Genomic DNA, 25090 nt, shown 5'->3' on the forward strand with positions numbered 1-25090 from the left:
AAACATGATTTTTAAATCATCAATCCAAAACAAATTTTAATTTCATATGAAACGAATAGTTCTTATATTTTTGTGTACAATTGGCTTATCGGTCAATGCGCAAGTAACAACTTTAACCTTGAAAGACGCACTTAATTATGCGCTTCAAAATAAAGCCGATGCTAAAAAAGCAAAATTACAGGTTGAAAATAGTGAGTACAAAATTCAGGAAATACGTTCAAGAGCATTACCTCAAATTTCTGCAAACGGAAATTTAACTCATAATCCAATAATTCAAACAACTGTTATTGATGGAGCAGGATTTGGTCAGCCGGGAACTACTATTCAAGCGGCATTTGGTCAAAAATGGACATCAACTGCTGGAGTTTCTTTGACTCAGGCAATTTTTGATCAATCTGTTTTTACAGGATTAAGAGCGGCAAAATCTACTCGTGAGTTTTATCAAATTAACGATCAGTTAACAGAAGAGCAGGTAATTGAAAGAGTGGCAAACAACTATTATGCTGTATATGTACAAAAAGAAAGATTGGTTTTGTTAGATAGTAACTATGTTAATACTACTAAGGTTCGTGACATTGTAAAAGGACAGTTTGATAACGGTTTGGCTAAGAAAATTGACTTGGATCGTATTGTTGTAAAAATGTCAAACATTGATACTGAGCGTCAGCAAATTAAAAATCAAATTACATTACAGGAAAATGCTTTGAAGTTTTATATGGGTATGCCTATTGAAACGGTAATCGATATGCCTAAAGAAGAATTTGAAGTGGTGCCTGCATCATTAACTGAGCTGCCAAATGTCGAAAATAGAACAGAGTACTTGCTTTTGAAAAAACAAGAAGAACTTTTAGTATTCAATAAAAAAGCAGTTGAAGCAGGATATTACCCAACACTTTCGTTGACTGCAGGTTACAATTATATTGGTCAAGGACCTAATATGCCATGGTTTGCAAAACCTTCAAATGGCGTGTATTGGTCAGATTTCTCTGCAATTGGATTGAACTTACACGTACCGATTTTTACAGGTTTTGGAACTCGTGCAAAAGTAAGACAGGCTGATGTAGAAATCAGAACGCTTCAAGAGGATATTAAAGACACTAAACTTTCGCTTGATTTAGATTATAGAAATGCGATGGCTCAAATTGACAACAACCTTGTAACGATCCAAAACCAAAAAGAAAATATGCGCTTAGCGACTGAGATTTTAAGCAATACAAAAAATAATTATCTTCAAGGATTAGCATCATTAACAGATTTACTGGATGCTGAAAATGCATCTCTTGAAGCTCAAAATAATTTTACAAGAGCAGTTTTAAATTATAAAATTGCCGAAATATCTTTAATCAAATCAAAAGGCGAACTTAAATCTCTTATTAAATAACTAATTACAATGAAGAAAACTATTATAACAATCGTAATCATAATCGCAGCACTGGGGGCGATTGGGTATGTCTTAAATAATAATAAGAAAGAAAATAAAGAAAAAACAGATATTGTTGCAGAAAAAAATGCAGCAGTTTCAGTAAAAGTTTCACCGGTAAAAACAGAAGAAGTTTCATTAGATTTTGTTGCAAACGGAAACTTTCAGCCTATTCAAGAATTAACATTCTCAGCTGAGAAATCTGGAAAAGTAATCAGCGTTTTGGCTAAAGAAGGTGATTATGTACGTGTAGGTCAAACATTGCTAACCATGAGAGGTGATGTAATCAATGTAAGCGCACAACAAGCACAAGCAGCATATCAAAATGCAAAATCTGATTACAGCAGATACGAAAATGCTTTTAAAACAGGTGGTGTTACTAAACAACAATTAGACCAGGCAAAATTAGCTTTGACAAATGCTGAGTCTAATCTTAAACAAGCAAATATCAATGTTGGAGATACTAAGGTAAAAGCACCAATTAATGGTTTTATCAATAAAAAATACATTGAACCAGGATCTATCTTAACAGGTATGCCTGCAACTGCATTGTTTGATATTGTAAATGTTTCTAAACTAAAGCTTATTGTTACTGTAAACGAAAATCAAGTAACAAGTTTAAAATTAGGAGATCATGTTAATATTACTGCAAGTGTATATCCTGACAAAACTTTTTCTGGAAAAATTACTTTCATTGCAGCAAAAGCTGACGAGTCTTTAAACTTTCCTGTTGAAATCGAAATTACAAATAACACTAATAACGATCTAAAAGCAGGTATGTACGGAACTGCAAACTTTGCATCAAAACAACAAAAACAAAGCATGATGGTTGTACCTAGAAATGCATTTGTTGGAAGTGTAAGCAGCAACGAAATTTTTGTAGCTGAAAATGGTATTGCAAAATTAAGAAAAGTAACTGCAGGCAGAATTTTGGGTGATAAAGTTGAAGTTATCAATGGTTTATCTGATGGAGAAAAAGTAATCGTTACAGGACAGATTAACTTACAAGACGGAAATACAGTAGAAATTATTAAATAATTATTGGCTTTAAGCCGTAAGTTATATGCTTTAAGCCCTTTAAAAAGCCTGAAGCCTATAGCGTACAGCCTACAGCATAAAGCAACAAATATGAAATTAGCCGAAATATCCATAAAACGTCCGTCGTTAGTAATTGTATTGTTTACGATTCTAACACTTGGTGGATTGTTCAGTTACAGCCAGCTAGGCTACGAGCTGATCCCAAAGTTTGAACAAAACGTTATTACCATTTCTACCGTTTATCCTGGAGCTTCTCCAAGTGAGGTTGAAAATACTGTGACCAAGAAAATTGAGGATGCGATTGCATCCTTAGAAAATGTCAAGAAAATTGACTCTAAATCGTACGAAAGTTTATCAATCGTATCGATTACATTAACATCAAACGCAAAAGTCGATTTCTCTTTGAACGATGCACAGCGAAAAATTAACGCAATCATCAGTGATTTACCAGATGATGTTAAAACGCCGGCATTGACCAAATTCTCGCTGAGTGATTTACCAATTATGACGCTTGGTGCTAACGGAAAAATGGATGAAGCTGCATTTTATGACTTAATTGATAAAAAAATTGCGCCTATTTTATCTCGTGTACAAGGTGTCGCTCAGGTAAATATTATTGGTGGATCAGAGCGTGAAATTCAAGTAAATCTTGATGCAGTAAAAATGCAGGGTTACAACTTGTCAGTTCCTCAGGTACAACAAAATATCTTAACGTCAAACTTAGATTTCCCAACAGGAAATATCCAAACTCGTAATCAAAAAATATTAATTCGTTTAGCGGGTAAATATAAAAGTGTTGAAGAATTAAGAAACTTAGTAGTTTCTTCTCAAAACGGAATACAAGTTCGTTTAAGTGATATTGCTGATGTTCAGGATACGCAAAAAATTGCGGAGAAAATATCACGTGTAGATCAAAAAAGTGCGATCGTTTTACAAATCGTAAAACAATCAGATGCAAATGCGGTAGCGGTAAGTGAACATTTATTAAAAACGATTGCAACTCTTGAAAAAGATTATAAAGAAAATCAACTAAAATTAGAAGTTGCAAAAGACAGTACAGTATTTACACTTGAAGCGGCAGATTCTGTAGTACACGATTTATTAATTGCAGTAGTTCTTGTTGCCTTTGTAATGTTGTTCTTCCTGCACAGTATTAGAAACTCATTGATTGTAATGGTATCTATTCCTGCATCGTTAATTGCTACATTCATTGGTATTTATTTAATGGGATATACTTTGAACTTAATGAGTTTATTAGGATTGTCTCTAGTTGTAGGTATTCTGGTCGATGATGCGATTGTGGTATTAGAAAATATCTACAGGCACATGGAAATGGGTAAAAGCAGAATTCGTGCGTCTTATGACGGAACTGCTGAAATTGGTGGTACAGTAACTTCGATTACTTTAGTAATTGTCGTGGTATTCTTGCCAATCGCGATGAGTTCTGGTTTAGTATCTAATATTATTACACAATTTTGTGTTACCGTAATTATCTCAACGATGTTATCATTGTTGGCTTCATTTACAATTATTCCTTGGTTGTCATCTCGTTTTGGGAAATTAGAGCATATTGAAGGGAAAAATTTATTTGGAAGAATCATTCTTGGTTTCGAAGAGTATTTAACACGTTTTACCAACTGGGTTTCTCATTTGTTAACTTGGTGTTTAGATCATTATATTAAAACATTTGCTGTTGTAATTGTACTTTTCTTAGTTTCGACAGTTGGATTAATGGGCGGAGGTTTCATTGGAGGAGAGTTTTTTGCATCATCTGATAGTGGAGAGTTCTTAGTTCAAATCGAAATGCCAAAAGACGCTTCGTTAGAACAAACCAACTTCATGACTCAAAGAGCAGAAGCATTCCTTAAAAATGAAGAATATGTTCACAGTCAAATTACGACAGTAGGACAAACCAGTGAAGGTTTTGGAGCATCGCAGGCTACAGCTTACAAAGCGGAGATTGACGTAAAAATGATCGATCAAAAAGATCGTAAAGATGACGCATCAGTTTATGCGGCAAAAATTAAACGTAAACTTGAAAAAGTATTAGTTGGAGCGAAAGTAAAAACGGTACCGGTAGGTATTTTAGGAACAGCTGAAGATGCAACGTTAGGATTAATTGTAACAGGTCCATCAACAGAAAGCGCGATGGCATTTGCAAAATTAGCAGAAGCTGAATTACGTAAAATTCCTGGAACAACAGAGATCAAATTGACTGTTGAGGACGGAAACCCTGAAATTAACGTAAAAGTAGACCGTGATAAAATGGCCGCTTTAGGATTAACACTTCAAACAGTTGGTCTAACCATGCAAACTGCTTTTAGCGGAAACACAGATGGTAAATACAGAGCTGGTGAATACGAATATGATATCAACATTAGATACAATGCATTCGACAGAAAAAGTATTACTGATGTAAGTAACTTGATTTTCATAAACAATGCTGGGCAGCAAATTAAACTGTCTCAGTTTGCAGATATTACAGAAGGTTCTGGACCTAGCCAGTTAGAGCGTAGAGACAAATCAGCATCTGTAACTGTAAAAGGACAAAACGTTGGAGTTCCTTCAGGTACAATTGTTGGAATATGGCAGGAAAAATTAGATAAGCTGAAAAAACCAGTTGGAGTAAACTATATTTGGGGTGGTGATATGGAGAACCAATCTGAAGGATTTGGTACTTTAGGAATCGCATTATTAGCTGCAATTATTTTAGTTTACCTTGTAATGGTGAGTTTGTACGACAGTTTTGTGCATCCATTCGTAGTATTGTTTGCTATTCCACTTTCGTTTATTGGAGCTATGCTTGCCTTGGCATTAACAAACAACTCATTAAATATCTTTACCATTTTAGGTATTATCATGTTGATTGGTCTGGTGTGTAAGAATGCGATCATGCTTGTCGATTATACCAATCAGCGTAGAGCAGCTGGAGAATCGATCAGAACAGCATTAATTCAAGCAAATCACGCTCGTTTGCGTCCGATTTTGATGACAACAATTGCGATGGTATTTGGTATGTTCCCAATTGCATTAGCATCTGGAGCTGGAGCTGAGTGGAAAAACGGTTTGGCTTGGGTAATTATTGGAGGATTAATTTCTTCTTTATTCCTAACCTTAATTGTAGTTCCAGTAATTTATAATATAATGGAGAAAATTATTCATAAATTCTCTAAAGGAGAAAAAATTGATTACGAAGCTGAAATGTTTGCAGATTACGTGCCGACAGAAGTAAGTGAAGACGGTTTTAATCCGAAACACACCCATTAATTGTTGATTTAATTTAGATTGAAAAAATCCCAAATTCCGAAAGGAGTTTGGGATTTTTTATTTGATTTTTTTTTGAAGATTTGATTTTATTTCAAATACACATAATGATTAAAATAATCAATAATCGCTTTACCTTCAAGCAAAACATCAGCGCCAATAATTCCATGAACGGGTTTTGCTTTGTAGGATTCTAATGCCTCATTTACGTGTGAAAGATCAAAAATTACAATGCTGAAATCTTTCTTTTTCCAGCTTCCTAATTGCAAATGATTGTGTGCCGAAATTTGCGTTGCCATTCCAGTTCCGCCCGCACCGGAGGCTTTTGTTTTAGAATTTTTTGCAGCCAGTTCAAAACGTTCAATACTTTCAAAACCAATACAAGTGTTGGATGCGCCTGTGTCTAAAATGAAATTTCCAGAAATACCGTTAATCTTCGCTTTTATAGAAAGATGCTGTGTTTTGGTAACTTTGAATTTTATTTTTTTGTATTTCTCTTTTTTGAGAACCTCGTGAAGATTTTCCATTTTCGATGCTGATTGAAAACCAAAAATAAGCCAATTACAATCAAAAAGCTAATCACATAATAGATATAATTTCCTGATTTTTCTTCTCCCGAAATAGAACCGTAATATACAAAAGAACTCCAATAATAAGGCGATTTCTTTGCATTAGGGATCGATTTATCATTTAAATATTCCCGTTTTGCATTTGTATTGGCTTCGAAATACGAAACATTATTTTTGACGTTTTTATAAAAGTCAGTCATAAAAACTGAAGTTGTAAAATCATTCACCTTCCATAAAGAAAACATCAAATTTTGTGCACCGGCAAACTGAAAACCTCTTGCAACGCTCATGGCACCTTCGGCTTTATACAACTTTCCAATTCCAGTTTCGCACGCACTCAAAACCACTAAATCAGGATTAATATACAGATTATACAATTCTGAATATAAAATTTCCTGATCGTAAAATTTGATGCTTGCCGGAGTTTCAATATCACCCGAAGAAGCGTGTGTGCTCAAATGTAAAATAGAATAATTTGAAGCATTATTTTTGAAATTGTTAAATGTAGCATCGGCGTTTTCTAAATATTTTCCCTTAAAATTATTTCGAATCGATTCCATTTCTTTCTTGGAATAACGCAATTCAAAAGCTGATTTTTCGAAAACCGGAAAAACACCCAAAACCGTTTTATCTGATTTTAAAACCGTTTTTGAATTCAGATAAATATTAGCCGATGCGTTATAAGCAATCTTAAAATCATTGAGTAAATAATGCATTTTGGCAAAATTTGTTGTTTTTGATTCCTGTGTAATTAAAGCTTCGAACGGCAGAAAATTTAAAATGCCGTCAGGAACTATTATCAAGTTTTTATTGATAGAATTATTTGGCAGTTTTAAAATATCGAATACCTGTTTACCACATTTGTTATAGCCGGAAATGTCATTTGTAATAGCATTTGCATCATTAAAATAATCTACAAATTGTACAATTTTAGGAATCGATATGTGTGAAGTGTTAAGACGATTTAAGCTAATGGTGTTGTTCTGTAAAGTAAAGAAATATTGATTTTCAAATCCCATGAAATAATAAACCATTACGGCTTTATCTTTTTCTAATTTTGAAAACAATCCTTTTAAATCAAATTTTTCAGAAACATAATCAGCATTTTTAAGTTGTGCTTTTTTCAACAAAATCATGAATTCGTTTTGCTTTCTTATAAAACTATTTATTCTTGAAATATTGGCCGAATTTCCTTTTTGCTGTTCTTTTAATATAGCATTATTGAGATTTTGAAGTTCCTGCAAAAGCTGTTTTTCTTCCGTTGAAGCATTTTTAAAATTCGAACGATAACGTTGCAAAATACCCGATTTTGTTCTTTCCGAAAGCTGAAAAGCTTCTTCTAGATATTGCGTTTTACTTTCTTTTTTAAATAATTCAGCATAAATCGAAATGCATTTTTCGGTACGGTTTCGAGATCGCAGCTGCATTAGAATTTTTGAGTTTTCGTATACCAGACTATTCATCAATAAATCTTCGATGTAAAAAGAAAGTTCAAAAGCTTCCAGCGCTTTTTTAGGCTGTTTAAATTTCAATAATTCAGCCTGTAAATCTAACGCATCCGCCAAAACCGTTTCGGCATACAATTGATTTTGGTTAGGCAGTATGTTTTTTGAATTGTAATTAGGAATTAAAGTTTTAAAAATCCTTGTAATTTCGTTTGAGCTTTCGTCATATTTTCGTTCATCAAAAAACAATAAAGCCTTTTCATAATAGAGTTTCGCCAATTTTCTAGGCTGCTGATTTGGGGTTTCTAAAAACAGTTTTTCGGCCTTTTGCATATAAGAATCTGCAAGATTAAATCGCTGCCATTGTCTGTTCATCGAAGCTAGATTTCGATAAGAATTAGATAAAGTTTCTGATTGACCTTTCTCCTTTTCGAGATATTTTATCGAAGCTTCAAAAGTTTTTTCAGCGTTTTTAAGAATTTCAGGGCGCATTAAATTCTCTGTAGAACTTAGTAAATAATTATTCCCAAGATTATTCCACAAAATTCCTTTTTGCAAATTAGATAAGTTCTCTGTTTTTAGAGTGTTTTCTAAAAGTTCAATTGCCATAGAAATTTTGCCAGAACCTTGATACGCATTCGATAAATTTAAAATAGCTGCAAATTTTTGTTTTTGCGCGTCAGGATAAATTTTAGACGTATTTGCAATAAAATAATACTGTTTTATAGTGTTCTCGGCACTATCATAATCGCCCAAAACAGTATATAAATTCCCCAAAGGTTTCAGGCAGAATTCAATTATATCATAATTGCTGAGTTTGTGTTTTTGAAAAACCTGCCATGCTTTTTCATAACTCGAAACCGCATTTTGCGTCAGTCCAAACAAATTTTCATAATATCCTTTATTGCAGTTTAAAACCACAATTGCCAGTAATTCTTCTTTAGTTTTTGGATTAGGATTTTTCCAGAAAGCAGCTTCAACATTAGATAAATCCTGAATCGCTTTTACAGAAGGATGAGCCGTAAAACTGTCAACTGCATTGTATATTTTATCTTCCTGATTCTGTCCAAAAACACTCAGATTTATAAAAAGAAAGATTAAACCAAATAAGCGATATAAGTTCATATTATAAATTACGTTGATAAAGGTTTGTCTGTCTAAGCGAAATAGAAGACCTTTTAGTTGTAAAGCCTTCGACTTCGCTCAGGGTGACATTTGTATTAATAAGACAATGTAGGTAGAACTTACATCACTTATATGGTGATAAAAAAATTAAAACTTCCAAATTCCATAAACTTGAAAGTAATTAAAATTCTGTTCAAAATTAATTACATAACGTGCGCCTAAGCTTGGTCCAATTCTGGCAAAACCTGCCGTTAAATCAAACAAAAGCCCAGTATTAAAACCTGAAAAAGAGTTTTTAACCGTATTCGCTGTTGTTTTCGTATCTAATAAAATCAGTTCCTTTTCGCCTTCAAAAGTTTCTACTTTTATGTTTTGATGTTGTTCTGATAAGACATTTATATTGGCCTGGATTCCTGCGCCAATACCTATATAATTATTAATGTTGTAGCGAATTAAAACTGGTACTTCCCAATTGATATTTTTGTTTTCGGTTGTAGTAGTTGTGCGCTGCAATTGTCGTACTCCATTTGCATTGACACGAGTTTCATTTACAATATCGACTGCGCTGTTGTATTGGTTTAAAGCATTTACCCATTCAACCTGCCAGTAAAAGCGATACGATTTAAAAGGCGAAATTGTTGCGCCCACAAAATAACTCGTCGATTTATCTAAATCAGGATAAAAATTATAACCTGCTTTTGCACCAATCGAGATTCCCGGCAAGAATCGAGTAGTAGCATAGTTAGTTATAATAGGTTCGTTTTTGTCAAAAATGATCGAAGTTCTGCTTTTGGTTTTTACTTTATGAAAATCTTCGCCAAATTTCATCGAGTATTTTACAAAACCTTTTGTACTGTCTTTTTCCTTTACATTTTTTTGTTCCGTTCCCGGCAGATAAATATTCTTAAACGTAAAAATAATTTGTTTCTGTTTAATAATTGTATCAAGGCAGCTTACCGTTGGTTCTTCGTCTTTTGGACAAATAGGACATTCTGGATACATACTTTCAATCTGAAATGTTTTCTTGTCGAACATATCAGGAATATCAGTTTCTAAACGAATTTTTCTTGCAGGACCTTCGCCATTATTTTGAAAACGAGTTTTAAAATTAACCCTTTTAAAGCGCACCAATCTATAATTCATAAAACTCCCGTTAGATCCCATTTTATTAGGATCGTGAGAAGTTACAATTTCCATTTCAAGATTTTTAATCTTATGATTTTTATAACTTCGATTAGGAACAAAAATACCACGCATTGTTACCGTTGCGCTAGTATCTTTTATCATTTCGGGAGTAGTTTTAAAAGTATAAAAGACATTTCGAGTTTCACCCGGATCAGCATTATCAAATTCTAAAACCGAAACATTATGATAGGTTTTATGTGCATCTAAAAGCGAAGCATCAAGATCTTCTTCCGTTGTAGTGTTTCGGTATTTTTTAAGATTGAAATTACTTTCGACAGCAGCCGTAAAATTATTAGAATCATCAAGATCATCGACCGCAGCGACCAAGTTTTCTTTTATTTCGCGTTCGTCTGCATAAGTTCTAAAATCACTCAATTCAAAATTATTGTGCTTAAACTGTTTCTCATTATAAAAAAGATACAGTTTACCGCTTGAAACATAATTTTCTAGATTTTGGTAACTTACCACAACTACCATTTCCTGTTCTGGAATTGGATCGCAGTTTTTTAAAATAGCAAAACCATTTTGATCAGCGATTGAAGCAATATCTTTGTAATTGTTATCCGTCACATCATTTACAGCCACTTTTTTCGGTCGTGTTGCGGGAGGTTTTCCGTTATCGTAATTATTCGTTACAGCAAGTCTTGTGGTATATGTTCCCTTCTTTTTATAAACATGTTTAGGCTCAGCTTCTTTGCTGTAATGACCATCGCCCAGTTCCCATAAATAAGAATAACTAGGTTTTGGCGCACCTGCAATAGGAATTAACGGCGGTGTTTCGGGCTTAAAAGTAACAGCATTTCCATTTTGGATAAAACCAATAGAAGCTCTTCGGGTTATGGTGTCTTTTACTTTGGTTTGTCCAATTGCGAAAACGGTAAATAAAATAAAGAAAACAGACGTTATTGGTTTCATAACTAGAGAGTTTTTAGTTTTAAAATCGTCAGGGTAAATTTTGAAACAAGATTAAATGTAAAAAAAAGTGATGAGCAAATCACCACTTTTTCTTAAAAAAAGTAATCGTAAGTTACTGGATTGCATTGATCGCCGCTACCAGCTGCGCCTCCGTGCCCACTGTTGTTTCGGCAAGAGTAAAAGTATAAACGTCGTTTGCAGCAACAGTTACGGCCTTAATCGCATAACGCCATTGGCCATTAGCTTCAGTTGCAAAAATCACGTGGCATTTTAAACCAATTGGGATTTGACCATAATGCTCGCTGAATAATCCTGCAGAAGTATAGGTGTCTAATTTTGCAAGAGCATTTGTTCCTTCGCCATCATAAGATAAATACACAGCACTATTTTCATTATTATAACCCTCAGGAGCTTTTACTAAAAGTGTTGTTTTAGGTCTTGGATCACTATAAAAACGGTCAACATTTGTCCATCCAAATTTTCCAAAAGTAACGTAATAATTCGCACCTTCGCCTTGCACGCCGCCTTTACCGCCAGTTCCATCAGCATTTGGTTTTGGTTGTTCCCAAGTCAGTTCTCCGCGCTCATCGATTACGCCGTTCCATAAAGTCATAGCATTATCCAAACCATTTGTTAAAGCCGTTGGAACAATTAAATTCATGTAACATGAAGTTTTTAATTCGACACCGCCTTGAGTAGCTTTAATAAAGAATTCTCCTCCCGAAATCAAAAGATTTTTCTTTCCGTCAGGCATAACTCCCATAGTTGGTTTGTTAGAAATCAGCATATTTCCTTTATCAAAAAGTTCGACGTATTCAATATCAACCTGTCCTGTTACAGGATTTCCGTTTTTAGTTAAACAATCTCCGTTTAAAGTTAATTTTACCCCTTTTGCAGATGTTAATGTTACCACCCCCGTTCCTGCAGTAATAGTAAAATTTTGCGTATTTTTTTTAAGACCTTTTTCGCTGATGCTTTTAAAAGCGGCAGCAGTTGGCGGCAAAATAATATTTTGATCTTCGCCATCGCTGGTGTCGCAGCTTACAAAAGAAATTAGTAAAAGGAATAAAAGTCCGATTTTTTTAAAATTTGTGTTCATAATTTCTGGTTTTAATGATTATTATATTGATAGATGTTCGAGGTTAGAATTTTGTTACCCCTGATTTTGATTTTTTTTTTAAATTTTAGGCAGACAGGCATTTGTCTTCAAATAGATTTCCATCTTCATCAACCGCGACCAAAATGTTTTTCTTCTGCGAAAGCGTAATGATTAAATAAATCCAGACAACAGACCAAAGCCCGAAAGTGAGACAGGTAAGGAATAAATGCAAAGTATGTTTGACCGCTTTTTTCTCTCTAGATAAAACTACATAAGGCAGTTTTTTGTTATGCTCTACAATCACAAAACCATTTCGGGTTTTAGCAGAAATCATTTCGTGAAATTGATTCAAAGTTTTTTCAGAAGTAAATTGATACATTTCCATTTTTTCTTATTTTTTTATCCTTTAAAAAGATATTTGTTCTCTTATATCAACTACGCTAATCAATTGTTACCCTTTTATTTGAAATTCTTTTTTAACTTTATCTGATAAAAAGTTTTTTATGGATAAAAGCAAAGTACATCTGGATCAAAAATATATTGAAGGACTTGCCTCAAACGATTCGGCAGTAATTCAGACCATCTACAAAAAGTTTGTTCCTAAAGTTGTTATGTTTATAATGAATAATTCTGGAGATAGAGATCAGGCTCAGGATGTGGTTCAGGACGTGTTGATTTTGCTTTTTAATCAAGCCAAAGCCAATGCGCTGCAGTTAACCTGTCCGTTTGATGCTTATTTCTTTTTATTGTGTAAAAGAAAATGGCTGAATGAGCTGAAAAAAACAGCCAATAAAGGGGTAACAATTAATGAAGATGCAGTATCTATAAATGAATCTGCTTTAGAATTAATTGGACAAACCGAGGATTTTGACGAGAAACAACAGCTTTTTGATACCATGTTCCAGAAATTGGGAGATAAGTGTCAAGAATTGTTAAAGCTCAGTTTTACGATCAAATCAATGGAAGAAGTGGCCGAAAAACTAAACGTAACTTACGGATATGTTCGTAAAAAGAAATCGTTATGCGTAGGTCAGTTAACGCAATGGATTCAGGAAGCAAAAAACTTTAAATCTTTAAAAAATAAGTAGTCATGAACGAAGAGCGTTATATATTATTTGATCAATATCTTCAAGGCGAATTAACGATTGAAGCTAAAAATGATTTTGAAAAACAACTACTATCAGATCCAGAATTTGCATCAGAATTTGAGACTTTCAAAAACACACAGCTTCAACTGGCAAATAAGTTTGAATTTGAACAGGAGCGAGAAGCTTTTAAAGAAAATCTAACTAATATTTCAAACAAACACTTTAATAAGAAAACAAAAGTTATAGGCTTAAAACCGTGGTATTTTGCTGTTGCAGCTTCTATTGCTGTTCTATTTGGATTGTTCTTTTTTAATTACAGCCAAAATCCAACTTTTGCAGATTATAATAATCCTGAACAAGCTTTTTTTACGGAAAGAGGAACAGTTGATGCAACTCTAAAAGAAGCTGAAATGGAGTATAATGCAAAAAGATACAACAAAGCAATTCCGCTTTTTGAAACCGTTCTTCAAAAACAAAAAACGGCCGAAATACAATTTTTTTATGGCGTTTCGCTTTTAGAAGAAAGTCATTATATAAAAGCAGAAGCTGTTTTTGATGAACTAAAAGCAGGAACTTCAGTTTACAAAGACAAAGCAGTTTGGTATTTGGCTTTATCCAAACTAAAACAAAAAGAGTATAAAGCCTGTAAAGAAATTCTTCAGACTATTTCGCAGGATTATGAAGATTATGACGATGTTCAGGATTTATTAAACGACCTGGATTAGGCTGTAAATGCATAAGAAGAAGAGAGAGATTCGCAAGGAAATAAATACTTTGCGAATCTTTTTTTTGTTTTATTTTCAGAGGTATTAGTGCTGTAAATGAGGTGATAAGAGGTGATAAATGAATTTATAATAGCAGTTTACGTAAAGACGTAATAAAATTTAGAAATTAAAATCTAATTTCGATTTTTAATTTTATGCTATTAACCAACCCCAAAACTATTATTAATTTAACCATTGCTACTGAATGAAGAAAATTACTTTGTTTTTTCTTATTATTTTTTCACAAATCATTTTCAGTCAATCTAAAATTACAGAAACCGAAAAACTTGCGGCTGCTTGCAAAGTTTGGGGATTCTTAAAATATTATCATCCAAAAGCTGCTGGTGGAGAATTAAATTGGGATAACCAGCTTCTTGAAACTTTACCAAAAATAGAAAAAGCTCAAACGAAAGAAGAGTTTTCGCTGGTGTTGGAAAATTGGATCGATAATCTTGGAGCAATAAAAGAGGTTAAGCCAATTGTTATACCAAAAGAGGTTGAGCTTTTTGATAAAAATTTCGATTTAAGCTGGTTTAATAATAAGTTGTTTTCTAAGAAACTTTCGAAAAAACTGAAATTTATTGAAGACAACAGATTTCAAGTTAATGAAGAGTTTGGGCCTGGCTTTGATGGGTTTAAAAACTTGAAAAACTACTTCAAATTAGATTACAATGATAAAAACGACAGGCTTTTAATGCTGTTTTCGTATTGGAATGTTGTCGAATATTATTTTCCGTATAAGTATCTGATGGATCAGAAATGGGATGCAACCTTAAACGAAGTATTACCTTTTGTTGTTCAGGCGAAAAATCCAGATGAGTTTTATAAGGTATTACGAAAAGCGGCAGTTAATCTAGATGACAGCCATGTTGAATTTTTTATATATCCATCTTTAGCAACAGGAAAAAAAGCATCTTTTTATTTTCCGGCTGCAGGTAAAATTATCGATGAAAAATTAGTAATTACTGAGATTTTAGGAGACAGCCTCGCTGAAGCTGATAATATTAAAATAGGAACTGTAATTACTAAAATAAACGATAAGAGCATCAAAGAACTTCTTGAGGAAAAAAGAGAGGTCAAATGTGCTTCAAACGAAATTTCTTATCGAAACAAAGTTGCTGGAGAAATTTTAAGAAGCGAATCTGAAAATGTGAAAGTAGAGTTTCTAAGAGATGGGAAATACGAAACAAAGTCAATGACATGGTTTAATTATCATGATTCACATCGAAATGAGTTTAAAAAAGGAGCTCAGAAAAAGAAAGATAAGTTCAAACTTTTAGAGAATAATATTGGTTATGTAAACATGGGAGTTATAAAACCAATACATATTCCAGATATGATTAACGGTTTAAAAGATACAAAAGCTATCGTTTTTGATATGAGAAATTATCCAAAAGGAACTTTTGAAGAAATTGCTAAATTTTTGAATCCTCAGGAAAAGGTTTTTTGCGTTTACACGATGCCATATCTGAATTATCCAGGACGTTATGAATGGACAAAGGGAAGAAATTGCGGTTCTGAAAATAAAGATAATTATAAAGGAAAAGTAATTGTACTGCTTAATGAAGATTCTATAAGTCAATCAGAATGGACAGCAATGTGTTTTCAAACGGCAGGAAATACAACAATTATAGGAAGTCAGACAGCAGGAGCAGATGGAAATGTTTTTGAATTTGATTTTTCAGGGTTTCATACCAATTTTTCAGGAATTGGAGTTTATTATCCAGATCGCAGAGAAACTCAAAGAATAGGAATTATTCCAGATATCAAAATAGAGCCAACCATTAAAGGAATTCAAGAAGGAAAAGATGAGGTTCTTGATCGTGCTTTAGCTTTTATTGAAACGGGAATATAAATAAAGTATGCCTTCCTGAGCGAAGTCGAAGACCACATAAGCAATTAGAAAAGAATTGGGGGTCTATTTTTTTTGCTGGACTTCGACTTCGCTCAGGGCGACAAGCTTTAATAACTTATTTGTAAACCTTTGTAAAAGTTTAAAACTTTCGCAAAGGTTTTTTTAAGTTAATCTGTTTTTTCAAGAAAGTTAATCTGCCAAATCTTTATGCTGATTTTACACAATTGCTATTCTTTTAATATTGTCGTAATTTTGACAACTTTAAAAATATACAATTGAATTTGAAACCCATTATTACCGATACACACACACATTTATATTCTGAAGAATTTGATCAGGATCGTGACGCCATGATTCAAAGAGCTATCGATGCCGGAATTACACGCTTTTTTATTCCTGCAATCGATGCCGCAGCGACGCTGTCTATGTATGATTTAGAGCAAAATTATCCAGATAATATTTTCCTGATGATGGGTTTGCATCCAACGTATGTAAAAGATAATTATTTAGAAGAACTTGCACACGTAGAAGCTGAATTGTCTAAACGAAAATTTTATGCCGTAGGTGAAATTGGAATCGATTTGTATTGGGATAAAACGCACTTAAAAGAGCAGCAAATTGCTTTTAAAAGACAAATTCAACTGGCAAAACAATACAAATTACCAATAGTAATTCATTGCCGCGAAGCCTTTGATGAAATTTTTGAAGTTTTGGAGGAAGAAAAAGTAGCTGATTTATTCGGTATTTTTCATTGTTTTTCTGGAACTTTAGAGCAGGCGCATCAGGCAATATCTTATAATATGAAGTTAGGAATTGGAGGAGTTGTTACTTTTAAGAACGGAAAAATTGATCAGTTTTTAAATCAAATCGATTTAAAACATATTGTTTTAGAAACAGATTCGCCTTATTTAGCGCCAATTCCATACAGAGGAAAAAGAAATGAGAGCAGTTATTTAGTAAATGTAATTGCTAAACTCGCCGATATATACAACGTTTCTGAAGAAGAAATTGCCAACATTACAACACAAAATTCAAAAGCCGTTTTTGGTATTTAACCCACACCTTACAATACTTTAATTTTTTTTTTGTTCATTTGCCCACTTAAACAGATAAATAATAATGCAGAGATTTGATGCCATTCGACCGTTCTATGATTCCGAAATAAATGAAGCACTTCATGGTGTAGTCAATCATCCGATGATGAAAGCTATGATGAATTTTACTTTTCCGGATGTGGAAGATGAGGTTTGGAAGGAACAGCTTAAGAAAACACATTCAATTCGTGATTTTCAATGCAATTTTATTTACAATACAATTCAAAAAGTTCTGGAAAGAAGTTCTGAAGGACTTACAACTTCAGGCTTTGAAAAGTTAGAAAAAAACACCTCTTATTTGTTTGTTTCCAATCATAGAGATATTCTTTTAGATACAACTTTGCTTAATGTTTGTTTATTCGAGCATGGTTTGGTTATGACGGCATCTGCAATTGGAGATAATTTAGTTAAAAAAGCATTTTTGTCAACCTTGGCAAAATTAAATAGAAACTTTTTGGTTTTAAGGGGTTTAACGCCTCGTGAGATGCTTCAAAGTTCTAAATTATTATCAGAATATATTGGGCACTTACTGCTTCGTGAAAACCGCTCAGTTTGGATTGCACAAAGAGAAGGACGTACCAAAGATGGAAACGATGAGACAAATCCAGGAGTTTTAAAAATGATTGGAATGGGTTCTGACGAAGCCAATTTGATGGATTATTTTAAGAAATTAAAAATTGTTCCCGTTTCTATTTCATACGAATATGATCCAACTGATGTTTTGAAAATGCCGCAATTAATGGCAGAAGCAAACAATGAAGTTTATATTAAAGAAAAAAATGAAGATTTCATGACCATTTTAAGTGGTATTATGGGAACTAAAAAAAGAATACATATTTCTGTAGGTGATGTTTTGAATACTGAAATTGATCAGATCGTTGCAGAAAATGACAATGGAAACAAGCAAATTCAGGCTTTAGCTCAAGTTATAGACGATTCAGTATTGAAAAACTATAAATTGTGGCCGACTAATTTTATTGCCTACGATATCTTGAATAAAACCAATACATTTTCTCATTTGTACAAAGACAGCGAAAAATCATTGTTTGAGCGTCGTTTAGAAATGCGTATCGGAAGCGATAATCCTGTTACAAGACAAGGTTTTCTTGCGATGTATGCCAATCCGGTTGTCAATAAATTAAAATATGGAGATGTCATCTAAGGCTAAAATACTTCTAATTTATACTGGTGGAACCATCGGTATGAGCAAAGATTTTGAAACAGGAGCGTTGAAAGCATTTAACTTTGGAAAGTTATTGCAAAAGATTCCTGAAATCAAACAATTAGATTGTGAAATCGAAACGGTTTCTTTTGAAAACCCTATAGATTCCTCTAATATGAATCCTGCAGAGTGGACAAAAATTGCAGAAATCATAGAAGAAAATTATGCTTCTTATGACGGATTTGTGGTTCTTCACGGTTCAGATACTATGTCATATTCAGCTTCGGCATTGAGTTTTATGCTCGAGAATTTGGCAAAACCAGTAGTGTTTACAGGTTCTCAATTGCCAATTGGAGATTTACGAACTGATGCAAAAGAAAACTTAATTACAGCAATTCAAATTGCTTCACTTCTAGAAAAGGGTAAACCTGTAATTACAGAAGTATGTCTATATTTTGAATATAAATTATACAGAGGAAATCGTACTTCAAAAGTAAATGCTGAGCATTTTAGAGCTTTTACAGCACCAAATTACCCTGAATTGGTCGAATCGGGAGTGCATTTAAAATTAAACTCACATTTATTTCTTCCTGTAAATAAAAATGCAGATTTGATTGTTCACAAGAACTTAGACAATCATGTAGCGATCATAAAAATGTTCCCAGGAATGAGCGAAACCGTTTTGGCCTCGATCTTGGCAACTCCAGGTTTGCGCGGAATTGTGCTGGAAACTTACGGCTCAGGAAATGCTCCAACCGAAGATTGGTTTTTGAATTTAATTGAAAAAGCGATTACATCTGGAATGCACATTGTAAATGTAACACAATGTTCTGGCGGAAGCGTAAATATGGGGCAATACGAAACGAGTACGGCCTTAAAGTCGCTTGGAGTTATTTCAGGAAAAGATATTACTACAGAAGCTGCAATTACAAAACTAATGTATTTGTTAGGTCATAACATTCCTCAAAACGAATTTAAAAGTATTTTCGAAACGGCATTGCGAGGGGAAATATCTTAGCATAAAATTTCAATATTTAAAATCCCAAATTCCAAAAGATAAAAATTGGAATTTGGGATTTTTTCATTGTTTTTTCTTAGTTAGTTTGTCATTTCGAGGAACGAGAAATCACACTCGTGAATCGACAAAGATCGGTTCTTTCGCATGAGGAAGTCCTAGTGTGATTTCTCGTTCCTCGAAATGACAAAAGTGTCTATAATTGGAATTTAAAACTTGGAATTTTTATAAGTTACCGGACAAGTCTCTAACTCTTCAGAAGATTTATGTTTTTTGTAATATACATAAACAATTACAGAAAGAATACTGATTATACCTTGAATGGCAACTGTATTTCGAGTTCCGATAATGTGCGAAACATAACCAATTATCAAACTTCCCACAGGAATCATTCCCTGATAAGCCATTAAATAATAACTGATACTTCTCGAACGCATATTGACTGCACTTTGTGTTTGAATGTAAATATTTATAGATGAGGTTTGCGCCATCATTCCTACGCCGCTCAAAGCCATACAAATTAAGGCGATTGTTAAACTATTTGAGTAAGCAAGTATAATAATGCTGAAGCCTAATAATAAGCTCGCAGCAATCATTATTTTACTCATATTGTCTGATTTTTTCAAATTAGCGAGATAAATTGCGGATATAATGGAGCCAATTCCGGCAGCACTTTCAAACCAGCTGAAAGTTTGTGCGTTACCGCTAAAAATATCTTTAGCAAAAACAGGCATCAAAGTATTAAAAGAAATTACAAACAAACTGCTGCAGGTTAACATTAAAAGCATTTTTGCCATTTCAGCTTCTTTTTTGATATAATCAAAACCTTCAATAAAATCTTCGAGCATTTTAAATTTATCAACAGCTTTAATATGCGGCGTGATTTTCATCATCAATAAAGATATTAAAACAGGAATATAGCTTAGAAAGTTTCCAATAAAACAAATGTCTTCACCATAATTGTGCAGTATAATTCCCGCTAAAGCAGGTCCCGCAATTCGGGCAAAATTATTTAAAGTTGAGTTTAAGGCAACTGCATTGGGCAGATCTTCTTTATTGTCGACAATATCAATCATCATAGTTTGTCTGCAAGTCATATCAAAAGCATTGATAATTCCTTGAAAAAGACTTAAAGCCAGAATAAAATTGATGTTGTAAATTTTTAAGTAAATCAATAAAGCCAAAGCTCCAGCTTGAAGCATTGCCAATGACTGTAATAAAATCATGGCTTTATGTCTGTCGTATCTGCCAATAATACTTCCTGCCAAGGGCGCTAAAAACAAGGATGGAATCATGCTTAAAAAAGTAGCTAAACCCAACAAAAATACAGATCCAGTAATACTGTAAACCATCCAGCTTACTGCTGTTTTTTGCAGCCAAGTCCCAATAACAGAAACGGACTGTCCGTAAAAGAATAACTTGAAGTTTTTAGATTTTAACGCTTTAAACATAACCTGAAATATTTTTTTACAAAGTTCGGGATTATGATTTCATTAGAAAAATTAATAATTTTACTCATTATGAGTAGTAAAACTTATCGATATGGAAATTTATCAACTTGAATATTTTATTAAAACTGCTGAGGTATTGCATTTTACAAAAGCCGCCGAGTTGTGTTTTGTAACGCAATCCGGACTTTCGCAGCAAATAAAAAAACTGGAAGAAGAACTGGGAATGCCTTTGTTTAAAAGGATTGGAAAAAAGGTTCAGCTTACCGAAGCAGGTTCTGTTTTTTTAATTCATGCTAGAAAAGTGGTCGAAAATGTAGAAAACGGAAAGCAGGCAATTGAAGATTTAAACGAAATGATTGGCGGTGAACTCCGATTAGGGGTAACGTACATTTTTGGACTTTTGATTTTACCTGTCATAAATGCTTTCGCAAAAACGTATCAAAATTTAAAAATCGTAGTCGAATATGGTACAACAGAAGCTTTAGAGCAAAAGTTGATAACCAACGAATTAGATTTGGTTTTGGTTATTTCATCACATGAAATTGAACTTCCAATCCAGAAAGTGCCTTTGTTTACTTCAAATATGGTTATGGCGGTTTCTAAATCACATTCTTTAGCTTCTTTAGATAAAATAGCTTTTAAGAAAATTGAAGATGTCCCGCTTATTTTACCCGGAAAAGGATCTAATTCAAGAGAATATGTCGAAGTGTTGTTTAAAAAATACAATATGAAGCCAAAAATCTCGATAGAATTAAATTCAATTCATGCTTTATTGCAAATGGTAGAGAACAGCGATTGGGCAACAATTGTAGCCGAAAAAGCGCTAAAAGGCTGGGATAATCTTAAAGCCATTCAGATTACAGGTGTTGTCACTAAGCGAGAATCGTATATGTTAACGATTGGAGGTTACCAGAAAAAGGCAGTAAAATTATTCATGGAAGAATTTAGAAAAAGCATTTAAACTAATCTTGAGATTTACTTTTGAAACTCGATTTTTTTTGTGTTCTTTGCAGACCAAAATAGAGAGGTGTCCGAGTGGTTTAAGGAGCTAGCCTGGAAAGCTAGTATATGGGTAACTGTATCGAGGGTTCGAATCCCTTCCTCTCTGCTTAATTAAGAAAACCCTTGTGAAAGAATTTCACAAGGGTTTATTTTTTGATTAGAACTTACAGCTTAATCTCAAACAAGCTAAAAGAACCTTCTTTATAATGTTCGGGTAATTCGCTTGTCCATTCGATAGCGCTGATTCCTTTGTAGGTAAAACCACAGCTGGTATAATATTTATTTATTCTCTCGTTGCCGCTGTGTGTATCAAGTCTAATATATTCTTTGCCGTTTTCTTTGGCATATTCCTTAGTCCAGTCAATGATTTTTTTAACGTATGATTGTCCTCTAAATCTTGGGTTTGTAGCAATACGATGCAAATAAACTGCGGGATCTGCACTGGCTTCTTTCCAGATAATTAAATCGTTAAAAGTTAGTACAAATGTACAAGCAACTTCGTCTCCTTCTTTGATTATAAAATGACGATTTTCGGCAATTTCTTTTTCTATTAATGATCTTTCAAAACCTCTCCAGCTTTTATTATTTACTGTTTTTTGGTAAGATGTAGCTTCGTTGTAAATATCGAAAACAGCATCGATATCTTCATTTGTAGTTTTAAAAAATTCCATTATTAGGTTTTGTTCTATAAATTAATGAATCTTCAAAGGTAAATTTTTCAATTGCTCTGAATAGGCGAAAACCTTAATTTATGTTTTTTTTATCAGAGTTCAGCCAGACTACATTTTGCTCTGAGTTATGATCCTGACCAATAATATCTTTGTACAATTCTGGTCTTCTAGCTTTTATGTAACGATTTCCTCCTGCCTGAATACATTTTTCTGGGGTAAGTACCGCAGTTGCAAAAGAATCATCAAAAGTGCGGCATTCTGCCAGAATATCTCCAAAAGGGTCAATAATCATAGAACAACCATTTTTTAGTTGATCATCATCCATGCCAATTGGGTTTGAAAATACAGCATAAATCGCATTATCATAAGCTCTTGCGGGGAGCCATTTCATTAACCAGTCTCGACCTTTCATTCCGTCAAATTCTAAACGTAAAGAAGTTGGGTCAGCTTCGCGGTTTTCCCAAAGCTGAGGTGCTACAAAACCAGCGCCAGGTCGGGTAGAAGGAGTACACATGGTTACGTGAGGCATAAAGATAATATCGGCGCCCAAAAGTTTTGTTGCGCGTACATTTTCTATAATATTATTGTCGTAACAAATTAAAATGCCGCATTTCCAGCCTTCAATTTCAAAAATACAATAACGATCTCCTGCTGTTAAATACGGATTTATAAATGGATGCAGTTTTCGATATTTGGCCACTAATCCATTTTTATCTACACAGACGTAAGCTTTGAATAAATTGTCGTTTTCGTCTTTTTCAAAAAGTCCGGCCAAAATTACAATGTTGTTGTTTGCAGCAATTTCAATCAATTTTAAAATGCTTTCTCCACTCGGAATCGCTTCTGCCAAGTCTAACATCTGTTCTTTTGATAAATTCCTTGCAAATGTATATCCGGTTATAGAACATTCGTGAAACGAAATTACATCACAGTCTTCGGCAGATGCTTTTTGAGAAAGTTTTTCGATTACAGATAAATTATAGTTTTTGTCGCCGCTTTTGTTTTCGAATTGTGCTGTGGCTATTTTTAAATTTTTCATATTATGCGCTATTAATTTTAGTCAAAAATAGCGACATTAATATTTTAGAAATTGTACAAAACCGACATTTTAAAATGACAAAGGCGGAAATCTTTTTATAAGATTGTTGGTTAATTTTCCGCTGTTGCAGATGTATTCAGTTGGAGTTATTCCGGTATGTTTTTTAAACTCTTTTATTAAATGCGATTGATCTGAAAATCCAGCATCATAACAAATGGTTGTCAAGTTGGTTTTATCCGTTTTGTCTTTTAATAATTTTAGAAAATGATGTAACCTTAGCACATTGCCAAATTTTTTCGGATTCAATCCGATACATTCTTTGAACTTTCTTTCAAGATGTCTTTCTGTGTAACCGGTATGTTTGACCAATTGTTTTATTGTAAAATGCCCTTTATTGGTGGTAATAAAGTTTATAGAATGATCTATTAATAATTGATTTGAAGCTGTTTTGGTGGCGATTAATGATTTAAAAAAAGAATTAAGCAGTTCAACTCGCATTTGATTGTTTTGTTGAAACAGGCTCTCCTGAAGCTCTGCAGCTTTTTTTCCAAAAACATCTTCGACAGGAATAATAGAATCGTGAAATTCATTGGCAGGAATTCCTAATAGTTGATGTATTCCGTTGGGCTGAAAAACAATAATTATCAGCGTAATTTCATTTTCAGAATAAAGGTCTTTATAACCGTTAAGTTGTCCGTATAAAAAAGAAGACGGCAGATAATCTTTTACCTCATATTTATTAATTCCCGAAATGAGTTTGCTTTTTAGAGAAAATACAAGTCCGGTATTTCCGTCTGAAAATAAGCGAAATTTTTGCACCGCAGTTTCGGCATTATCTAAAAAAAGATAATGCTTGATATAGGGAGAGAGCTCTTTTTGTGGTGAAACTTGCATAATCTCGTTTTTAATCTGCTTTTTCAAGACAGTTTAATTTCTTCAAACGGCAGTTTTTATAGTAGAAAAAAAATCCAATAACTTATCTGTTGTTGAAACAGTTTTGGTTATTGGATTTTTTTTTAAAACAGTTACTTTAAATAACTTATTTTTTTAGACCATTTCAGTCTTCATCAGAATTTCTTCCTCGATAGCGTTCCAAAGTCCAATTCGTTTTTCTAAAGCTAAGATTGAAACTTCTTCAACTTCTTTCCATTTTTGTGCATCATCTTCACATAAATCTGTGATCATCTGCATTGCCATTGGTCCGTGTTCGTCAGCATCAAGTTCAATATGGCGTTCGAAATAATAAACAAGTTTGCTTAAATCAGTATCAGGAAAGTTTTTTTGGAAGTTTTTGAGGATTTCGGTAAACATACTCGGAATCAAATCTTCTCTTCCAAAAGTAAAAGCAGCAGCAATTTGATGCGGTTTACCTTCTTCAATAACTCTAAAAGTAAAATCTAAGAAAGATTTTATTTCAGGATGAACAGAACTTTGTTTTATGGCAACAAAAATATTATGGAGTGAATTTACTTCATTCAAAAATTTAGTAATTTCAGTTGTATCTGCACCGCAGTCTTCCATTGCTTCAAGATACATTTCATAGTGACTTTGTCTTCTGCCGTCTATGCTTAAGTCTGTTTCTTCTGCTAAAACAATTTCATTGATTAGATATCTTGTTTCAGGGTTTTTGGTAGCAAACCAAGGCGTTGTTGTGCAGGTAAGTTTGGCTTGTAAAGCTTTTAATAAAGACATAAAGTCCCATACAGCAAAAACATGATTTTCTAAGAAAGTATGCAGATCATCAATGCTGTGTATTTTGTTGTATAAAGAATGTTTTAAAAGCTGCTCTTTTTGAGGTTGAATGCTATTGTGTATAGTTTCAATATTCATGTACGAAAATTTTATACAAAGATAAAAAGCTTCCTGGTAAGAAGAAGCCTTTTAAATTG

General features: G+C 33.4%; 20 protein-coding genes and 1 tRNA gene. 11 read left to right on the forward strand and 10 right to left on the reverse strand.

Going from position 1 to position 25090, the window contains the following annotated elements; translation table 11 throughout:
* Nucleotides 1-46: 46 nt before the first annotated feature.
* The 3 genes from B0A75_RS07765 to B0A75_RS07775 all read left to right on the forward strand — a co-directional run bounded on the left by B0A75_RS07765 (nucleotide 47) and on the right by B0A75_RS07775 (nucleotide 5725).
* Nucleotides 47-1381 (forward strand): TolC family protein, encoded by a 1335-nt coding sequence (locus B0A75_RS07765; protein WP_089053714.1) that lies wholly within the window; start codon nucleotides 47-49, stop codon nucleotides 1379-1381.
* Nucleotides 1382-1390: 9 nt separating this feature from the next.
* Nucleotides 1391-2458 (forward strand): efflux RND transporter periplasmic adaptor subunit, encoded by a 1068-nt coding sequence (locus B0A75_RS07770; protein WP_089053715.1) that lies wholly within the window; start codon nucleotides 1391-1393, stop codon nucleotides 2456-2458.
* 90 nt (nucleotides 2459-2548) lie between these two features.
* Complete coding sequence (locus B0A75_RS07775) at nucleotides 2549-5725, forward strand: efflux RND transporter permease subunit (protein WP_089053803.1); 3177 nt, start codon at nucleotides 2549-2551, stop codon at nucleotides 5723-5725.
* An 86-nt stretch (nucleotides 5726-5811) separates the two neighbouring features.
* Here B0A75_RS07775 and B0A75_RS07780 read toward each other — a convergent pair whose 3' ends face one another.
* The 5 genes from B0A75_RS07780 to B0A75_RS07800 all read right to left on the reverse strand — a co-directional run bounded on the left by B0A75_RS07780 (nucleotide 5812) and on the right by B0A75_RS07800 (nucleotide 12445).
* Complete coding sequence (locus B0A75_RS07780) at nucleotides 5812-6249, reverse strand: retropepsin-like aspartic protease (RefSeq protein ID WP_089053716.1); 438 nt, start codon at nucleotides 6247-6249, stop codon at nucleotides 5812-5814.
* Nucleotides 6201-8861, reverse strand: coding sequence for a CHAT domain-containing protein (locus tag B0A75_RS07785; protein ID WP_089053717.1), 2661 nt, complete (start codon nucleotides 8859-8861; stop codon nucleotides 6201-6203). Before B0A75_RS07785 ends, B0A75_RS07780 begins: the two co-directional genes overlap by 49 nt.
* 147 nt (nucleotides 8862-9008) lie before the next feature.
* Complete coding sequence (locus B0A75_RS07790; RefSeq protein WP_089053718.1) at nucleotides 9009-10961, reverse strand: PKD domain-containing protein; 1953 nt, start codon at nucleotides 10959-10961, stop codon at nucleotides 9009-9011.
* A gap of 112 nt (nucleotides 10962-11073) precedes the next feature.
* Entirely contained in the window at nucleotides 11074-12060 is a 987-nt protein-coding gene (locus B0A75_RS07795; protein ID WP_089053719.1) for a hypothetical protein, read from the reverse strand.
* 85 nt (nucleotides 12061-12145) lie between these two features.
* A complete protein-coding gene (locus B0A75_RS07800) occupies nucleotides 12146-12445 on the reverse strand; it encodes a hypothetical protein (protein ID WP_089053720.1) in 300 nt (99 codons plus the stop codon).
* Between the two features lie 118 nt (nucleotides 12446-12563).
* Between B0A75_RS07800 and B0A75_RS07805 the strand changes: the two genes are divergently transcribed.
* The 6 genes from B0A75_RS07805 to B0A75_RS07830 all read left to right on the forward strand — a co-directional run bounded on the left by B0A75_RS07805 (nucleotide 12564) and on the right by B0A75_RS07830 (nucleotide 19041).
* Complete coding sequence (locus tag B0A75_RS07805; protein WP_089053721.1) at nucleotides 12564-13148, forward strand: RNA polymerase sigma factor; 585 nt, start codon at nucleotides 12564-12566, stop codon at nucleotides 13146-13148.
* Between the two features lie 2 nt (nucleotides 13149-13150).
* Nucleotides 13151-13873, forward strand: coding sequence for a tetratricopeptide repeat protein (locus B0A75_RS07810; RefSeq protein ID WP_089053722.1), 723 nt, complete (start codon nucleotides 13151-13153; stop codon nucleotides 13871-13873).
* Between the two features lie 244 nt (nucleotides 13874-14117).
* Nucleotides 14118-15767 carry a S41 family peptidase gene (locus B0A75_RS07815; protein WP_089053723.1) on the forward strand — a complete coding sequence of 550 codons (1650 nt, stop codon included), beginning with the start codon at nucleotides 14118-14120 and terminating at the stop codon, nucleotides 15765-15767.
* Between the two features lie 275 nt (nucleotides 15768-16042).
* Nucleotides 16043-16822, forward strand: coding sequence for a TatD family hydrolase (locus B0A75_RS07820; RefSeq protein WP_089053724.1), 780 nt, complete (start codon nucleotides 16043-16045; stop codon nucleotides 16820-16822).
* A 64-nt stretch (nucleotides 16823-16886) separates the two neighbouring features.
* Nucleotides 16887-18023, forward strand: coding sequence for a 1-acyl-sn-glycerol-3-phosphate acyltransferase (locus tag B0A75_RS07825; protein ID WP_089053725.1), 1137 nt, complete (start codon nucleotides 16887-16889; stop codon nucleotides 18021-18023).
* The gene (locus B0A75_RS07830) at nucleotides 18013-19041 is read left to right on the forward strand and encodes an asparaginase (protein ID WP_089053804.1); all 1029 of its coding nucleotides are present in this window, start codon (nucleotides 18013-18015) and stop codon (nucleotides 19039-19041) included. The genes B0A75_RS07825 and B0A75_RS07830 overlap by 11 nt, the downstream gene beginning before the upstream one ends.
* Nucleotides 19042-19247: 206 nt before the next feature.
* Here the strand turns inward: B0A75_RS07830 and B0A75_RS07835 are convergent, their stop codons facing one another.
* Nucleotides 19248-20489, reverse strand: a complete 1242-nt coding sequence (locus B0A75_RS07835) for an MFS transporter (protein WP_089053726.1) — start codon at nucleotides 20487-20489, stop codon at nucleotides 19248-19250.
* A gap of 91 nt (nucleotides 20490-20580) precedes the next feature.
* On the opposite strand from B0A75_RS07835, the gene B0A75_RS07840 reads away from it, so the two are divergent.
* Both B0A75_RS07840 and B0A75_RS07845 read left to right on the forward strand, forming a co-directional pair.
* On the forward strand, nucleotides 20581-21450 hold the full coding sequence (locus tag B0A75_RS07840) for a LysR substrate-binding domain-containing protein (protein WP_089053727.1): 870 nt from the start codon (nucleotides 20581-20583) through the stop codon (nucleotides 21448-21450).
* Between the two features lie 60 nt (nucleotides 21451-21510).
* Nucleotides 21511-21597: transfer RNA gene (locus B0A75_RS07845), tRNA-Ser, on the forward strand.
* Nucleotides 21598-21655: 58 nt separating this feature from the next.
* Here B0A75_RS07845 and B0A75_RS07850 read toward each other — a convergent pair.
* From B0A75_RS07850 to B0A75_RS07865, 4 genes are all read right to left on the reverse strand, one after another.
* Complete coding sequence (locus tag B0A75_RS07850) at nucleotides 21656-22162, reverse strand: GNAT family N-acetyltransferase (protein ID WP_089053728.1); 507 nt, start codon at nucleotides 22160-22162, stop codon at nucleotides 21656-21658.
* Nucleotides 22163-22235: 73 nt separating this feature from the next.
* A complete protein-coding gene (locus B0A75_RS07855) occupies nucleotides 22236-23201 on the reverse strand; it encodes a nitrilase family protein (protein WP_089053729.1) in 966 nt (321 codons plus the stop codon).
* A 69-nt stretch (nucleotides 23202-23270) separates the two neighbouring features.
* On the reverse strand, nucleotides 23271-24095 hold the full coding sequence (locus B0A75_RS07860) for an AraC family transcriptional regulator (protein WP_089053805.1): 825 nt from the start codon (nucleotides 24093-24095) through the stop codon (nucleotides 23271-23273).
* Between the two features lie 153 nt (nucleotides 24096-24248).
* Nucleotides 24249-25031: a DUF3050 domain-containing protein gene (locus tag B0A75_RS07865; protein WP_089053730.1), complete on the reverse strand. Its 783-nt coding sequence runs from the start codon at nucleotides 25029-25031 to the stop codon at nucleotides 24249-24251.
* Between the last annotated feature and the right edge of the window lie 59 nt (nucleotides 25032-25090).

Origin of the sequence: Flavobacterium oncorhynchi (assembly GCF_002217355.1) — a bacterium.
GTDB classification, from domain to species: domain Bacteria; phylum Bacteroidota; class Bacteroidia; order Flavobacteriales; family Flavobacteriaceae; genus Flavobacterium; species Flavobacterium oncorhynchi.

What these genes read in the sequence shown, in the direction of transcription:
- B0A75_RS07765 (WP_089053714.1), top strand. Translation starts at nt 47, where the DNA reads ATGAAACGAATAGTTCTTATATTTTTGTGTACAATTGGCTTATCGGTC.
- B0A75_RS07770 (WP_089053715.1), top strand. Translation starts at nt 1,391, where the DNA reads ATGAAGAAAACTATTATAACAATCGTAATCATAATCGCAGCACTGGGG.
- B0A75_RS07775 (WP_089053803.1), top strand. Translation starts at nt 2,549, where the DNA reads ATGAAATTAGCCGAAATATCCATAAAACGTCCGTCGTTAGTAATTGTA.
- B0A75_RS07780 (WP_089053716.1), bottom strand. Translation starts at nt 6,249, where the DNA reads ATGGAAAATCTTCACGAGGTTCTCAAAAAAGAGAAATACAAAAAAATA.
- B0A75_RS07785 (WP_089053717.1), bottom strand. Translation starts at nt 8,861, where the DNA reads ATGAACTTATATCGCTTATTTGGTTTAATCTTTCTTTTTATAAATCTG.
- B0A75_RS07790 (WP_089053718.1), bottom strand. Translation starts at nt 10,961, where the DNA reads ATGAAACCAATAACGTCTGTTTTCTTTATTTTATTTACCGTTTTCGCA.
- B0A75_RS07795 (WP_089053719.1), bottom strand. Translation starts at nt 12,060, where the DNA reads ATGAACACAAATTTTAAAAAAATCGGACTTTTATTCCTTTTACTAATT.
- B0A75_RS07800 (WP_089053720.1), bottom strand. Translation starts at nt 12,445, where the DNA reads ATGGAAATGTATCAATTTACTTCTGAAAAAACTTTGAATCAATTTCAC.
- B0A75_RS07805 (WP_089053721.1), top strand. Translation starts at nt 12,564, where the DNA reads ATGGATAAAAGCAAAGTACATCTGGATCAAAAATATATTGAAGGACTT.
- B0A75_RS07810 (WP_089053722.1), top strand. Translation starts at nt 13,151, where the DNA reads ATGAACGAAGAGCGTTATATATTATTTGATCAATATCTTCAAGGCGAA.
- B0A75_RS07815 (WP_089053723.1), top strand. Translation starts at nt 14,118, where the DNA reads ATGAAGAAAATTACTTTGTTTTTTCTTATTATTTTTTCACAAATCATT.
- B0A75_RS07825 (WP_089053725.1), top strand. Translation starts at nt 16,887, where the DNA reads ATGCAGAGATTTGATGCCATTCGACCGTTCTATGATTCCGAAATAAAT.
- B0A75_RS07830 (WP_089053804.1), top strand. Translation starts at nt 18,013, where the DNA reads ATGTCATCTAAGGCTAAAATACTTCTAATTTATACTGGTGGAACCATC.
- B0A75_RS07835 (WP_089053726.1), bottom strand. Translation starts at nt 20,489, where the DNA reads ATGTTTAAAGCGTTAAAATCTAAAAACTTCAAGTTATTCTTTTACGGA.
- B0A75_RS07840 (WP_089053727.1), top strand. Translation starts at nt 20,581, where the DNA reads ATGGAAATTTATCAACTTGAATATTTTATTAAAACTGCTGAGGTATTG.
- B0A75_RS07850 (WP_089053728.1), bottom strand. Translation starts at nt 22,162, where the DNA reads ATGGAATTTTTTAAAACTACAAATGAAGATATCGATGCTGTTTTCGAT.
- B0A75_RS07855 (WP_089053729.1), bottom strand. Translation starts at nt 23,201, where the DNA reads ATGAAAAATTTAAAAATAGCCACAGCACAATTCGAAAACAAAAGCGGC.
- B0A75_RS07860 (WP_089053805.1), bottom strand. Translation starts at nt 24,095, where the DNA reads ATGCAAGTTTCACCACAAAAAGAGCTCTCTCCCTATATCAAGCATTAT.
- B0A75_RS07865 (WP_089053730.1), bottom strand. Translation starts at nt 25,031, where the DNA reads ATGAATATTGAAACTATACACAATAGCATTCAACCTCAAAAAGAGCAG.